The sequence below is a fragment of the Citrobacter sp. RHB35-C17 genome, assembly GCF_013816795.1.
Lineage (GTDB): Bacteria > Pseudomonadota > Gammaproteobacteria > Enterobacterales > Enterobacteriaceae > Citrobacter_A > Citrobacter_A amalonaticus.
Genome location: NZ_CP057150.1, coordinates 4,000,681 through 4,016,034, shown reverse-complemented (window position 1 = coordinate 4,016,034; position 15,354 = coordinate 4,000,681). Strand labels below are relative to the sequence as shown.

The window sequence follows — 15,354 nt, the reverse complement described above, 5'->3', positions numbered from 1 at the left end:
ACTTTTCCTTTATGGCAATGGGTTTTAGGCCTGCCGGATAGCGCGACGACGCGCCAGCCAGTCTTTGATTTGCTGACGATGCAGGCTGACAGAACGACCTACGACAACGACAATGAGCAATGCGCCGGAGAGGGCGCTGGATACCTGATTGGGCACGCCAGCCATCTGCAATCCCTGCTGCAGATAGCCCACCAACAGCGCGGCGATGGCGGTACCGAGAATTGACCCGGAGCCGCCGTAGATATTGGCGCCGCCCAGGACGACCGCTGTAATGGCTGGCATCAGGAAAGAGGCGCCCAGATCGGAACGTGCAGAGCCGAAGTAAGAGACCAGCAGCACCGCCGCGACCGCCGACGCAAAGCCGGTCATCGCGTACAGCGCGTACAGCGTCCGGTTCACCGGGATAGCGCTATACAGCGCCACGCGGGGGCTCTGCCCAATCAGGAAGACATTGCGTCCGGCGTGGGTCCGGTGCATCAGCAACCAGAAAAAGATCACGCTGACGAGAAAGAAGATCAGGGGGACGGGCAGACCCAGCACATCGAGATTGGCAAAATCGGTGAAGCCCTGCGGGAAGCCGCCGATACCTTCATAACCGGTCGCTCCCGCCATCCCCGACAACAGCAGTGCGCTGCCGCCGAACAGGTATAACGTTCCCAGGGTGATGACCAGCGGGTTCACACCAGTGTAGATAATCAGTCCGGCGTTGATCAGTCCGCACAGTGCGCCCAGCGCGAGCGTCAGAATAATGGCCAGCGGCAGCGGTACGCCGCCCTGGAACATCACGCCCAGCGCGATGGCGCACAACCCCATCGTCGAGCCAAAGGAGATGTCGATCCCGCCGCTGACGATCACCATGGTTAAAGGCAGGGCGACAATGCCAATGCAGATAAAGTCGCTGGTGCTGAACAGCAGGACGTTCAGATCCAACAGGCGTGGGTTCAGGGCGCCGAATCCCAGAATTTCAATCACCAGTAGCGCGGCGAGCGCCAGTTCCCAGCCGTAACGATGTAAACGAGTCATCAGGCAACCTCACGTTTTTTGGCAGTGCGCACAGAGTCGGTGTTTTTTGCCGACGGACGCGGTTGGGGCGGCGGCGTGAAGCGGGCATATTTTTGCCGACGGATATTGCGTTCCAGCGCGCAGCGCAACCGGCCGTCAAATACCAGCACCGCCAGCAGGACCAGACCGGCAATAAAGTCATTCCACCACGCCGGAATGCGCAGCAGGACCAGTACGCTGTCGATTTGCGTCAGGAAATAGGCACCGAGCACGGCACCAATGATCGTCCCGGAACCGCCCAGCAGGCTGATGCCCCCCAGCACGCAGGCGGCAATGGCTTTCATTTCCAGCCCGGTTCCCGTCTGATTCGGGATAAAGCCAATCTGTGAGGCAAAGACGATCCCGGCCAGCGCTGCCATGCAGCCATTGAGCGAAAAGGCCAGAATCCGAATGGCTTCGGTACGCACGCCCAGTTGCCGCGCGCCCTGTAAATTATCCCCGGTGGCATAAAAACAGCGACCAAAAGCGGTTTTTGCCAGCAGCCAGGCCATCAGCAACATCAGCAGCAGGGTCAGCCAGCCAATGGCGGAGATACCGAGGAAAACCGGGGCGGAGAGTTGCTTGAGTTGTGCCGGTAATCCTTCAATCCATTTACCGCCTGTCCACAGCAGCATGACGCCGCGATACAAGCCAAGCGTGCCCAGCGTGGCGACAATCGCCGGGATCTTCAGCCAGGCGACCAGCACGCCGTTGATAAACCCTGCCAGCAGTCCCAGCAGCAGCGTCGTTAGGCAGGCCACCGGCAAGGGATACCCCGCGTTCAGCAACAGCCCCAGCAGTACCGCGCACATCCCGGTGATTGAGCCGACTGACACGTCGATGTTGCGGGTCAGCATCACCAGCGTTGCGCCCATCGCCAGCAGCATGAGGATTTGGGCGCTGCTGAAAATCATTGTCAGCGTCTGAACGCTGAGGTACTGGCTGTCCAGCATCCCTGGCAGCACGAACAGCAGCAGCACGGCTAACAGGGCGGTGGCCTCGCGGTTATTCTGGATAAATTTCAGCATGGCGCCTCCCCGGAATGTGGTGTAGCCCCTGACGTGCGGTCGCCGAACGCCACGTGCATGATGGTGTCGACATTAATCTCGTCGCCTTGCAGAGCATCGTTGCCCGTTTCTCCCTGGTGCATGACGTAAACGCGATCGGCCATCTGTTCTATCTCCTCCAGATCAGAAGAGATGAACAGCACCGCGACGTTCTGGGCGGCAATACTGCGGAGCAACTGATAGATGTCATTACGCGCCGAGACGTCCACACCGCGCGTCGGCTCATCCACGATCAGCACCTGCGGCGAGGCTTCAAGGCATTTGGCGATCAGGATTTTTTGCTGATTACCGCCAGAGAGCGTGCGGGCAGGCTGTTCAGGATCGTTGAGCTTGATATTAAGCGCGCGGCGATAGCGTTCGAGCGTGGCGCTGTCTTTGGCCGGATTAGCCCAGAAACCGCTGTGGTTGTGGGTTAATGCGCAAACATTCCACGCCAGCGAGGCATCCAGATTCAGCCCTGACGATTGCCGGTCCTCCGGCAAATACACCAGACCGTGCTGTAGACGTTCGCGGGTGGAAAGTGAGGAGATATCCTTGCCGCCGAGTACGATGCTTCCGGCCCGTAGCGGTCGTAGCCCGTAAAGCGTTTCGGCAAGTTCGGTACGTCCGGCGCCGACCAGACCGGCCAGCCCTAAAATTTCCCCGGCGCGAACCTCGAAACTGACGTTCATAAACCCTTCGCCGGTCACATTCTCAAGACTCAACACCGGCGTGCCCGCCTCGTGCTGCGGACGGTTGCCGGGCAATTCCAGCCACAGTTTTTGCGTCGCGCTCAGCGCGTTGGTGCGTGAGGCAGGCGTGATGGCCTGGATAATCTCGTCAGTGGTCAGATCCGCCGTTTTTCCGGATAGCGCAATGATGCCGTCCCGCATCACGCTAATGTAATCCGCTATCTGGCGTATCTCTGGCAGCTTGTGGGAGATAAAGACGATCCCTACGCCAGTGCTCAGCAATTCACGCAGGCGGCTGAATAAACGATCGGTTTCCGCAGGCGTCAGTGAGGCGGTGGGTTCATCGAGGATCAAAATTCGTGAATCGCGCATCAGTCCGCGCATGATTTCGACCATTTGCCGGTCGGCCACATCCAGTGAACCCGCCGGGCTGTTGATATCAAACTGGCAACCCAGCGCGGTCAGCATCGCCGCCATTTTTTGCGCCGAGCTCTGGTGTTTGGGCAGGCCAAAGAGAATATTCTCCTTTACCGTCAGGCTGGGGAAGAGCAGAGGCTCTTGCGGGACAAGGTAGATGCCTAACTGATGCGCCAGAATGGGCGTCAGTTTTGTACAGCGGGCTCCCTCAATCTCAATGATTCCGCTATCCGCAGGGGTAATGTCGGCGATGATTTTCATCAGCGTGGATTTCCCGGCGCCATTCCCGCCCAGGAGCGCATGGACTTCGCCTTTGCGTAAGACAAAATCAATCCCTTTCAGGACGTTGACGCCGGAATACTGCTTGCAGACAGACTGCGCGCTGAGTAGTGGGGCGATCTTTTCTTGACTCATTTGCATGCCACCTCCGTTCGGCCTGGGTAGAATCAGGTTGAACAAATGTATTGTGCGATTCGAATTGTTCATAACCTTATGACCTAACTGCTCATAAAACCGACGAATAGATCACGTTTCATGCTAAAATGATCGTCAATATTAAATTTGTTCAAACGAAAGCCACTGAATTGTGGGTTTAATCACAGTTATTAACGACCAATGAATGAACAATTGTGTTCAGAAATTCGATATGTTCAAAGTGAAGACAGAATGATGACTATTAATGACCCGATGATTTCCGAGCAAGGGATGTGTGAAGAAGAGCTGGTGGCACGTATTGCGTGGTTCTATTACCACGACGGTATGACGCAAAGCGACATCAGCAACAGACTGGGGTTGACGCGGCTTAAGGTGTCGCGCCTGCTGGAAAAGGGGCATCAGTCCGGGATTATTCGCGTACAGATTAATTCTCGCTTTGAAGGCTGTCTGGAATATGAAACCGAATTACGTCGTCGCTTTGACCTGAATAATGTGCGGGTCATCCCGGGACTTCCCGGCGCGGATGCATGTGTTCGCCTGGGGATCGGCGCTGCGCATATGTTGATGGAGTCACTCCAGCCACAGCAGATTCTGGCGGCGGGCTTCGGCGAAGCGACCATGAATACCTTAAAACGGCTCAGCGGGTTTATTTCTGCTCAGCAAATTCGCCTGGTGACGCTGTCGGGTGGCGTGGGGCCTTACATGACCGGGATTGGACAACTCAACGCGGCCTGTCCGGTCAGTATTATTCCGGCGCCGCTTCGCGCCTCTTCTGCGGAGATTGCCCGGACGTTAAAAAATGAAAATAGCGTCCAGGATGTCCTGCTGGCCGCCCAGGCAGCCGATGCGGCCATTGTCGGTATCGGCGCTATCAACCAGAAAGATGAAGCCACCATTATTCGCTCAGGCTATATCACGAAGGGTGAACAACTGATGATTGGCCGCAAAGGCGCGGTGGGCGACATTCTGGGTTACTTCTTCGATGGTGAAGGGCAGGTGATCCCGGAGATGAAGATTCACGATGAACTGATTGGGTTAACCCTCAATACCCTGAAGACGATCCCGACCGTGATTGGCGTCGCCGGGGGCGTGAATAAAGCGGAAGCGATCGCCGCCGCGATGAAAGGGGGCTATATCAACGCATTGGTCACCGACCAGGAAACTGCCGCCGCCATTGTCAGCGGACAGTAATGCGTATCTGTCGTGCAGGCGTACGGCAGGGGAGTAACAGAATTTCCGTTTGTACCGTGGAGAAAGCATTGACGACCTGACAGATATAATAAGCCGAGGACTAAAACGATGGCCCGACTCTGTACCCTCTCTGACTCAGAACATTACCTGATGGCACTGGACGCCGGAACTGGCAGCGTCCGCGCCGTGATTTTCGACCTGGAAGGCAAACAAATTGCGGTGGGACAAGCGGAATGGCGACACCTTGCCGTACCGGATGTGCCCGGCTCGATGGAATTTGATCTGGGAAAAAACTGGCAACTGGCCTGTGATTGCATTCGCCAGGCACTGCATATCGCCGGTATTGCGCCGGAAGCAATAGCTGCCGTTTCCGCCTGTTCGATGCGCGAAGGCATTGTGGTCTATGACGCAGAGGGAACGCCGGTCTGGGCCTGTGCCAACGTGGATGCCAGAGCGGCACGGGAAGTCAGCGAGCTTAAAGAGATCCACGACTACACCTTCGAAAGCGAAGTCTATCGCAGCACCGGCCAGACGCTGGCGTTGAGTGCCATTCCGCGTCTGCTCTGGCTGGCGCACCATCGTTCGGACATCTATCGTCGCGCCTCGACGGTCACGATGATCAGCGACTGGATGGCCTATATGCTCAGCGGCGAGCTGGCGGTCGATCCTTCCAATGCCGGAACCACGGGCCTGCTGGATCTCAAAACGCGCGACTGGAAACCCTCACTACTGCAAATGGCCGGACTGCGGTCGGATATTCTCTCGCCGGTCAAAGAGACCGGCACGCTGCTGGGTAGGGTGACGGCTCAGGCTGCAGCCCTGTGCGGGCTGAAAGCCGGCACGCCGGTGGTGGTGGGCGGCGGGGATGTGCAGTTGGGCTGTCTCGGCCTTGGGGTTGTTCGTCCGGCGCAAACCGCCGTACTGGGTGGCACATTCTGGCAGCAGGTGGTGAATTTACCCGCGCCGATTGTTGATCCTGAGATGAACGTGCGCGTTAATCCGCACGTCATTCCGGGGATGGTACAAACCGAATCGATCAGCTTTTTTACCGGCCTGACGATGCGCTGGTTCCGTGATGCCTTTTGTGCCGAAGAAAAGCTGATCGCCGAGCGCCTGGGCGTCGACACTTACACACTGCTGGAGGAGATGGCTTCCCGGGTACCGGCAGGGGCATGGGGCGTGATGCCGATTTTCTCCGACCGGATGCGTTTCAAGAGCTGGTATCACGCGGCCCCCTCATTCATCAATCTGTCCATCGACCCGGAAAAATGCAATAAGGCCACGCTGTTTCGCGCGCTGGAAGAGAATGCGGCCATTGTCTCGACCTGCAATTTACAGCAAATCGCCGATTTTACCGGGATCCATCCCACGTCGCTGGTGTTTGCCGGGGGAGGCTCGAAGGGCAAACTCTGGAGCCAGATTCTGGCGGACGTGTCAGGGCTGACGGTCAACGTTCCGGTCGTCAAAGAGGCGACGGCGCTGGGCTGTGCGATTGCCGCTGGCGTGGGGGCCGGGATTTGGTCATCCATGGCTGAAACGGGCGAACGACTGGTGCGCTGGGAGCGGGAGCATGTTCCGGACAAGGAGAAACATGCGCTTTATCGGGAATCGCGCGAGAAATGGCAGGCGGTATATCAGGAACAGTTAGGTCTGGTCGATCACGGGTTGACGACCTCTTTGTGGAAAGCGCCGGGTTTATAACAGGAGATCGTCATGATTAAATCGAATGAAGCGCAGCATGAGTATCGTTTTGGCGACAGTGGCCCGAAATACCTCATTCGTGGCCCGGTATGTGACATGGGCGTCGTCATGCTCCAGCCCGGTCAGTCTTTTCCCAATCATCGCCACATCGAGGCCTGCGAAATTTTTTATACCCTGGCAGGCGAAGTGACGCTGTACCTGAACGGTGAACCCTACACATTAGGCTCGGGAGACGTGATGCACTGCGATCCCGGTGAAGCGCATTTTCTGGTGAACAAAGGGGAAGTGCCGTGGAAAGGGGTCTTTGTGAAATCGCCTCATATACCGGGTGACAGTCATCCGGTTGAGCCTGCCGGGTATTAGCTTTCGGGATCATCAACGGTCGGATAGTCAGTGGCTGTCCGACCATTTCGTTAGCGTAACCTTCTCGTTACATTTCGTTGCTTACCGTTTTGTGATCAAGGCTAAAAAACGCACAGCCTGCTCCTCTCTCTGATTTACCTCTACGCATGGCCTGCATTACAGTGAATCTATAAATAAGAACGTTGTTCTATAATGTAGAACAATAATGGAGCGACCTGAACCCCGACGCTCGGGAGAGTGAGACAATGTCTATCAACACCATTTTTACGCCGCAGGATGAACCGTTCTATGCGGTGAAAACCCACGCTGCCGGCCCCCAGGGGGCATTGCCGCTGACGCCGCAAATGTTACTGGAGTCTCCCAGCGGTAACCTTTTCGGCATGACGCAAAATGCCGGAATGGGCTGGGATGCTAACAAACTCACGGGCAGAGAAGTGTTATTGATTGGCACGCAGGGTGGTATTCGCCATTCAGATGGCCGCCCTATTGCTCTCGGTTATCACACCGGGCACTGGGAGATTGGCCTGCAAATGTCGGCGGCGGCAAAGGAAATTACCCGTCTCAGTGGCATTCCTTTCGCGGCATTTGTCAGCGATCCGTGTGACGGTCGTTCGCAGGGGACGCACGGCATGTTTGATTCGCTGCCTTATCGTAACGACGCGGCGATTGTCTTTCGCCGTTTGATTCGTTCGCTACCGACACGGCGGGCGGTCATTGGCGTGGCGACCTGTGATAAGGGGTTGCCCGCAACGATGATTGCGCTGGCGTCAATGCACGATCTGCCGGTGATCCTCGTACCGGGCGGGGCGACATTACCGCCCACCTTCGGCGAAGATGCCGGAAAGGTACAAACCATCGGTGCTCGTTACGCTAATAATGAGTTGAGTTTGAAAGAGGCATCCGAACTGGGGTGTCGCGCCTGCGCGTCGCCCGGCGGCGGATGCCAGTTCCTGGGGACCGCAGGGACATCACAGGTAGTGGCGGAAGCGTTAGGACTGGCGCTGCCGCACTCAGCGCTGGCGCCGTCGGGCCAGGAGGTGTGGCTGGAGATTGCGCGTCAATCGGCGCGGGCAGTGATGGCGCTGGATGAAAAAGGGATTACTGCCCGCGACATCCTCACCGACAAAGCGATAGAGAATGCGATGGTGGTGCATGCGGCCTTCGGAGGCTCGACGAATCTGCTGCTGCATATACCGGCGATCGCCCATGCCGCCAGATGCCGCCTGCCGGATGTGGCGCAGTGGAGCGCGATCAACCGCAAAGTGCCGCGCCTGGTCAGCGTGTTGCCCAACGGCCCGGATTATCACCCGACGGTGCGTGCATTCCTGGCGGGGGGCGTGCCGGAGGTGATGCTGCACCTGCGTCGACTGGGACTACTGCATGAAGATGTGATGACGGTAACCGGGCAAACACTCGGTGAAAACCTCGACTGGTGGGAGCACGCCGAACGTCGGGCGAAATTCCGTCAGTGCCTGCGCGATCAGGACGGTGTGGATCCTGATGACGTAATCCTGTCGCCGGAAGGGGCAAAAGCGAAAGGGATGACCTCCACAGTGGCGTTCCCGGTGGGTAATATCGCGCCAGAAGGGTCAGTGATCAAAGCGACGGCGATCGACTCGTCTGTGGTGGATGATGACGGTGTTTATCGCCATACGGGCAAGGCGCGCGTATTTGTCTCGGAAGAGGCGGCGATCAAAGCCATCAAACAAGGGCAGATCCAGCAGGGCGATATCATGGTGATTATCGGCGGTGGGCCATCCGGCACTGGCATGGAGGAGACTTACCAGCTCACTTCGGCGCTGAAGCATATCTCATGGGGGAAAACCGTATCGCTCATTACCGATGCCCGTTTTTCCGGCGTATCCACCGGCGCTTGCCTGGGGCACGTTGCGCCGGAAGCGCTCGCGGGCGGGCCGATCGGCAAATTGCGCACGGGGGATGTGATTGAAATTGTGGTCGATCGCTTGTCATTGAAAGGAAGCGTGAACTTTATCGGCAGCGCACAAGCACGACTGACACCGGAAGAGGGCGCGACAGTTCTGGCGGAGCGCGAGTTACATCCCGACCTGAAACCCCATGACTATCTGCCTGACGACACCCGACTGTGGGCTGCATTGCAGGCGGTAAGCGGTGGAACCTGGAAAGGGTGCATCTACGATACGGATAAAATTATTGAGGTGATTAACGCTGGGAAAAAAGCACTTGGGCTTTGAATAATTAAAATTAATTAATCAGTCGCCGGAACACTATTTTCGGCGACGAATAATATTGTCCTGAAATATATTATCCTTCACGGGAGGATGTCTTTTTTTTATTTTCTTGAAAAGTGCATCGTTATCACAGAAGTTAAAATACATAACCGCTAAAGCAAATATGACAATTGTTGTCTCATCGAATCCCTCTCTACAATCTTCCTCGTAAGCATCATCTGGTAAGCATACGGATAAAGGGTGTATTCCTCACAAAGTTCACGTTCAGATATTTAATTTTGTAGGTCCCGGTCATTCGGAACGTATTTCTCTCATATTCTCTGGAGGTAGAAATGCAGTTAACAATGAAAGATAAAATTGGTTATGGACTGGGGGACACCGCCTGCGGTTTCGTCTGGCAGGCCACGATGTTTTTACTGGCCTACTTTTATACCGATGTTTTTGGTTTGTCGGCAGGCGTAATGGGCACATTATTCCTGATTTCACGCGTGCTGGATGCGATAACCGATCCATTAATGGGGTTAATGGTTGACCGAACGCGTACCCGCTACGGCCAGTTTCGTCCCTATTTGTTGTGGGGAGCGATCCCGTTTGGCATTGTCTGCGTATTAACATTTTATACGCCTGATTTCTCCGCTCAGGGCAAAATCATTTATGCCTGCGTCACCTATATTTTATTGACGCTGGTTTATACCTTTGTGAATGTCCCTTATTGTGCCATGCCCGGCGCCATTACCGCTGACCCAAAAGAGCGCCATGCTTTACAATCGTGGCGTTTTTTCCTGGCCGCTGCCGGTTCATTAGCCATTAGCGGCATTGCCCTGCCGTTGGTAAAAATTATTGGCCAGGGGGATGAACAGGTCGGCTATTTCGGCGCGATGTGTGTATTGGGTATTTGTGGCGTAGTGCTGCTGTTCGTGTGTTTCTTTACAACGAAAGAGCGTTATACGTTCGAGATTCAACCTGAATCATCGGTTAAGAAAGACCTTAAATTGCTGATGGGGAATAGCCAGTGGCGAATTATGTGCGCCTTTAAAATGATGGCGACCGGTTCGAACGTGGTTCGCGGCGGCGCAACACTCTATTTTGTCAAATACGTGATGGACCATCCTGAGCTGGCAACGCAGTTCCTGCTCTATGGCAGCCTGGCGACGATGTTTGGTTCTCTTTGTTCGTCTCGTCTGCTTGGCAGATTCGATCGCGTGACGTCGTTTAAGTGGATCATCGGCATTTATTCACTGATCAGCCTGAGTATTTTCTTTATTCCGTCGGACAATATCGCGCTGATATTTGCGCTGAATATTGTGTTCCTGTTTGTCTTTAATACCACCACACCGCTGCAATGGTTAATGGCCTCTGATGTGGTCGATTACGAAGAGAGCCGAAGTGGACGTCGCCTCGATGGTCTGGTGTTCTCTACCTATCTCTTCAGCCTGAAAATCGGTCTGGCCATTGGCGGCGCGCTGGTGGGCTGGATCCTTGCCTTCTCCAGCTACTCGGCAAGCAACGCCGTGCAGCCAGATAACGTCCTGATGACCATCAAAATCCTCTTCTGCATCGTACCGGTTGTGCTTTACGTCGGTATGTTCACACTGCTTTCGTTCTACAAACTGAGCAGCAAGCGTGTGGAAGAGATCAGCCAGCAGCTGCAACGTCAGCGCACCGCGCAGCCTGAGAGCAAACCTGCCGATGCCGCTGTGGCAGTGAACTGAGGAGAGAACCATGTATCAGATTGAAAACCCGATCCTGACCGGCTTCAACCCGGACCCGTCGCTGTGTCGTGTGGGCGAGGATTACTATATCGCCACCTCAACCTTTGAATGGTTTCCCGGTGTGCGAATTTACCATTCTCGCGACCTGAAACACTGGTCTCTGGTCAGTACTCCGCTCGACAGCGTGGCGCTGTTGGATATGAAAGGCAATCCGGATTCTGGCGGCATCTGGGCGCCTTGCCTGAGCTATGCCGATGGCAAATTCTGGTTGCTGTATACCGACGTAAAAATCGTTGATTCGCCGTGGAAAAATGGCCGTAATTTCCTGGTTACCGCGCCCTCTATTGAAGGGCCGTGGAGCGCTCCTGTGCCAATGGGTAACGGCGGGTTTGACCCTTCACTCTTTCATGATGCGGATGGACGAAAGTATTACATCTATCGCCCGTGGGGGCCGCGTCATCACAGTAATCCTCATAACACCATTGTGTTGCAGGAGTTTTTTGCTGACACGCAAACCCTTTCGCCGCAGCGTTCAACGCTCTTTACGGGTACTCCATTGGGCTATACCGAAGGGGCGCATATTTATCGTCGCGAGGGCTACTACTATCTGATGGTGGCGGAAGGGGGAACCAGTTACGAACATGCCGTGGTGGTATTGCGGGCAAAAAATATTGATGGGCCGTACGAACTGCATCCCGATGTGACGATGATGACCAGTTGGCATCTGCCGGAAAACCCCCTACAGAAGAGTGGTCACGGTTCACTGCTGGAGACCCATACCGGCGAATGGTATCTGGCGTATTTGACCAGCCGTCCGTTACATCTTCCGGGAATTCCGCGATTAGCGGCGGGCGGGCGGGGATACTGTCCGCTCGGGCGTGAGACAGGGATTGCGCGTATCGAGTGGCGTGACGGTTGGCCCTATGTTGAAGGGGGCAAACACGCGGCGCTGACGGTGCCGGGGCCACGTATGACAGAGCAGGCGAGCGTTGGAACGGGAGCGTGGCGAACGGATTTTGACAGTGAAAGGCTCGATCCGGAATTGCAGACCCTACGTATTCCGTTTGATGACCAGCTTGGCTCGCTGACCGCCCGACCTGGATTTTTACGTCTGTATGGCAATGATTCGCTGAACTCCACCTTTACCCAGTCAACGGTCGCTCGCCGTTGGCAGCATTTCTGTTTTCGTGCTGAAACGCAGATGGCCTTTTCCCCGCGCTACTTCCAACAAAGTGCGGGGCTAACCTGTTACTACAACAGTAAAAACTGGACGTACTGCTTTATGGACTGGGAAGAGGGGCGCGGACGAACGCTGAAGATTATTCAACTCGATCACAACGTGGCGCACTGGCATCTTTACGATAATCCGATTCTGGTGCCGGAGAATGCGGAAAACGTCTGGCTGCGAGTGGATGTGGACAATCTGGAATACCGCTATAGCTATTCATTTGACGGTGACCAGTGGCAGACCATTCCGCTAACGTTTGAGGCGTGGAAACTGTCGGATGACTATATTGGCGGCAGAGGCTTCTTTACCGGGGCATTTGTTGGTTTGCACTGTGAGGATATTAGCGGCGACGGCTGCTACGCCGATTTCGCCACCTTCTCTTATCAACCGAAAGTTTAGCGAGACACAGGGTCAGGGTTGACGATAGCCCAGCGTTATCGACAGCCCCAGCCCGGCATCCATCAGTTTCTGACGCCAGGCGGCCAGCTCGGCGTCGTTTACGCGAGAAGTGAGAGTGGAGAGGCTAAGGGCTGCGATAACCCGTGATTCATGATTCCAGACCGGTACCGCGACGCAGCGCACGCCGGGCTCATTCTCTTCGTTATCCATCGCATACTGGTTATGGCGGGTTTCTTTCAGCGCGGCAAGTAGCGAGGCGCGATCGGTAAGGGTGGCGGGGGTAAAGCCATTGAACTGATACCCCTCCAACACCGCAGCAAGTTCTTCCTCATCCAGCCAGGCGAGCAATACCTTACCGATAGCCGTGGCGTGAACAGGCAAGCGGCGACCAATTCGTGAATAAGCGATGGCAGCCTGCTTACCTTCTATTTTCTCAATATAGACGCCTTCGTTGCCGTCCAGAATACCCAAATGGGTGGTTTGTCCCGTTTCCTGCGAGAGCCGGATCAACCAGCTTTTTGCCTTCTGGCGAATATCCATTGTGCCAACGACAAAGTGGCCACGCTCGACCAGTTTCATTCCCAGACGGTATTTTCCGTTTTCCGGGTTCTGATCGATATAGCCATGCAACTGAAGCGTTTTAAGAAGAGAGTGGAGGGTACTTTTGCTCAATCCCATCAGTTTGCTTATCTCGGTGATTTTGAGTTCCGTAGCCTGTTCATTAAACAAGTCGAGGATCTGCAAAGCACGTTCAACAGACTGAATTATTGGCATAATTTTCCACCGTCCACGAAGAATTCTTCTTGTGTGACCGTACTATTTTCGAGGGTGAAAAGCAATGCCGGACATGCTTGCATGATGCAGGTTTCAGGCCGGATAAGTGCAGAATTCCCCGGCGTTTTTGAAATGATCCTGGAATATATCATTGCTCTCCCACATCAATAACATTCTGATTATATTTTCGCCATAAACTCATTTTGCTGATCCCCAGATGGGCGGCGACTTTCTCTTGATCCTGTTCAAAAAGATCCATGTAGAACGCAATAATCTGTCGCTCGAGATCTTTAATGATGACTTTCAGTTGTCCTTTACTCAGATCCGCGACGATCCTCCCATTTGTCTGTGACGCGTTGCAGGATTTAAGCGCGTTAAAACCGGTCAGATTTAATATCTCAAACAGCGAAGCGTCCGGAAATCCGGCCGATAATAGTGCCAGCCGCTCAATAATAAAATTCAGTTCACGCACGTTTCCCGGCCAGTTGTAAGTGGAAAACAGGGCGATGAACTGCGCCAGTTTATGCCCGCAGCCCGATTTTTCGAGGAAGTGCCCAGCCAGAAAACGGACGTCGCCGTCTCTTTCCCGTAGCGGCGGCACCATTAGCGGTAAGACGTTCAACCGATAGTAGAGATCGCCGCGAAACGAGCCTTCCTCCGCCATTTTTTCCAGCGATCGATTAGTGGCGCCGATAATACGCACATCGACAGGGATAATATCCTTTCCCCCCACCCGCATAATTTCGTATTCCTGTAAGACGCGTAACAGGCGGCTCTGAATAGGCAGTGGCAGTTCACCAATTTCATCGAGAAATAAGGTTCCCTGGTGCGCCAGTTCTATCAGACCTTCTTTTCCTTCGCGCCGCGCGCCGGTAAAAGAGCCCCCTTCATAGCCAAACAGTTCGCTTTCCAGCAGGGTTTCCGGAATGGCGGCGCAGTTAATGGCGACAAATGGACCCCGGTGGCGTTTACTCTGGTTATGAATACTCTGCGCGAATAGCTCTTTACCGGTGCCGGATTCCCCATAAATCATCACCGGGGAGTGGGTATTGGCATAAATTTTTGCCAGATGAATGACCGACTCCATGTGTTTATTTTGCGTGAGGATATGCTCAAACCGGTAACGGGCAGTGAAGCCTTTTTTCATCAGCTTGCCGCGAATAATCCGCTCCACTTTTTGGATTTGCGGCGTATCGGTAAACGAACACACCACCCCAATACACTGCGTACCACGAAATATTGGCACCCGGCTGGTAATGATGGAGGTATTGTCCAGATCCATAATCTCCCGGATCTCGGGGGATTTTGTCAGCAATACCTGGTTAATCCGCGTATTTTTAATGACCGTATCCACCGGTTTGCCAATCACCTGCGAGGCCATCAGGCCAAATATGTTCTCGGCGGATTTATTGAAGATCTGGATCTCGTTATTTTCGTTGGTGACGATGATCCCTTCCGTAATTGAAGAGAGGATGATCTCCAGTCGCGCCATATCCTGCTGCTTGCGACGGGTCGTCTCCACGATTGCCATCGCTTCGCGTAGCGCGCTGTTCACCGATTCCAGACCATTTTCGATCAGAATCCCGTGCATCTCATAGTGTTCCGCCGTGTCTGAAACCGGTAATCCTCCCGCCACCGTCTGGAAATTACGTGCACGGCATTTTTTGAGTTTATCGACCATATCGGCGTGCGACAGGAAGATAAATTCTTCGATCTCCACGTCCAGCGCGGTTGCCACCAGATTTACGTCAGATAAATAGTTCTGATAATTAAAAAAGGCGATTTTATGCGGATGTTTTTTCAGTGGCGTGAGCGATTTAAGCAAATCCAGCGCGGACGTGAGAATACGTACTACCGGAATTTTGGTTACGCGATCGATATAGTCCGCCGTACCGCCACGGCTGATAATGATGTCATAAAAATCAGGGTCGAGATTTCGCGCAATCCCCGCGGCTTTTTCCAGGCTTCCGTGAAAAACATGGCAGTTAAAAATACCGGCGCACTGCTCAGTCACCACGGCTGCCAGTGCCGGATAGGGGGTTATTAAGGCCAGATTCGGTAACGTTTTATGTGACATAAATCACCATGGAAAATTTGTGGCTATCATAAACCAATATCACAACTGTTATGAATTTCAAAATTGAA

11 protein-coding genes are annotated in these 15,354 nt (G+C 54.4%); 6 read left to right on the top strand and 5 right to left on the bottom strand.

Features of this window, described 5'->3' with window-relative positions; translation table 11 throughout:
* Positions 1 to 24: 24 nt before the first annotated feature.
* Genes lsrD through lsrA form a run of 3 tightly spaced genes read right to left on the bottom strand, consistent with a single transcriptional unit; the run spans position 25 to position 3,616 of the window.
* Entirely contained in the window at positions 25 to 1,023 is a 999-nt protein-coding gene (gene lsrD / locus HVZ37_RS19140) for an autoinducer 2 ABC transporter permease LsrD (protein ID WP_042999273.1), read from the bottom strand.
* Entirely contained in the window at positions 1,023 to 2,069 is a 1,047-nt protein-coding gene (gene lsrC, locus HVZ37_RS19135; RefSeq protein ID WP_181627891.1) for an autoinducer 2 ABC transporter permease LsrC, read from the bottom strand. Before lsrC ends, lsrD begins: the two co-directional genes overlap by 1 nt.
* On the bottom strand, positions 2,063 to 3,616 hold the full coding sequence (lsrA, locus tag HVZ37_RS19130; RefSeq protein WP_181627890.1) for an autoinducer 2 ABC transporter ATP-binding protein LsrA: 1,554 nt from the start codon (positions 3,614 to 3,616) through the stop codon (positions 2,063 to 2,065). The genes lsrC and lsrA overlap by 7 nt, the downstream gene beginning before the upstream one ends.
* Positions 3,617 to 3,865: 249 nt before the next feature.
* On the opposite strand from lsrA, the gene lsrR reads away from it, so the two are divergent.
* The 6 genes from lsrR (at position 3,866) to HVZ37_RS19100 (ending at position 12,435) form a co-directional block, all read left to right on the top strand.
* A complete protein-coding gene (gene lsrR / locus HVZ37_RS19125; RefSeq protein WP_043001820.1) occupies positions 3,866 to 4,822 on the top strand; it encodes a transcriptional regulator LsrR in 957 nt (318 codons plus the stop codon).
* Between the two features lie 108 nt (positions 4,823 to 4,930).
* On the top strand, positions 4,931 to 6,523 hold the full coding sequence (lsrK, locus tag HVZ37_RS19120) for an autoinducer-2 kinase (protein WP_042999276.1): 1,593 nt from the start codon (positions 4,931 to 4,933) through the stop codon (positions 6,521 to 6,523).
* Positions 6,524 to 6,535: 12 nt separating this feature from the next.
* Entirely contained in the window at positions 6,536 to 6,886 is a 351-nt protein-coding gene (locus HVZ37_RS19115; RefSeq protein ID WP_042999277.1) for a cupin domain-containing protein, read from the top strand.
* Positions 6,887 to 7,131: 245 nt separating this feature from the next.
* Positions 7,132 to 9,099: a YjhG/YagF family D-xylonate dehydratase gene (locus HVZ37_RS19110; RefSeq protein WP_054176787.1), complete on the top strand. Its 1,968-nt coding sequence runs from the start codon at positions 7,132 to 7,134 to the stop codon at positions 9,097 to 9,099.
* Positions 9,100 to 9,428: 329 nt separating this feature from the next.
* A complete protein-coding gene (locus HVZ37_RS19105; RefSeq protein ID WP_042999279.1) occupies positions 9,429 to 10,808 on the top strand; it encodes a glycoside-pentoside-hexuronide (GPH):cation symporter in 1,380 nt (459 codons plus the stop codon).
* Between the two features lie 10 nt (positions 10,809 to 10,818).
* Positions 10,819 to 12,435, top strand: coding sequence for a glycoside hydrolase family 43 protein (locus HVZ37_RS19100; protein ID WP_044264505.1), 1,617 nt, complete (start codon positions 10,819 to 10,821; stop codon positions 12,433 to 12,435).
* 12 nt (positions 12,436 to 12,447) lie between these two features.
* On the opposite strand, the gene HVZ37_RS19095 is transcribed toward HVZ37_RS19100, so the two are convergent.
* Both HVZ37_RS19095 and HVZ37_RS19090 read right to left on the bottom strand, forming a co-directional pair.
* Positions 12,448 to 13,209, bottom strand: coding sequence for an IclR family transcriptional regulator (locus tag HVZ37_RS19095; RefSeq protein WP_044264503.1), 762 nt, complete (start codon positions 13,207 to 13,209; stop codon positions 12,448 to 12,450).
* A gap of 148 nt (positions 13,210 to 13,357) precedes the next feature.
* The gene (locus HVZ37_RS19090) at positions 13,358 to 15,286 is read right to left on the bottom strand and encodes a sigma-54-dependent Fis family transcriptional regulator (RefSeq protein WP_090048341.1); all 1,929 of its coding nucleotides are present in this window, start codon (positions 15,284 to 15,286) and stop codon (positions 13,358 to 13,360) included.
* Positions 15,287 to 15,354 lie beyond the last annotated feature (68 nt).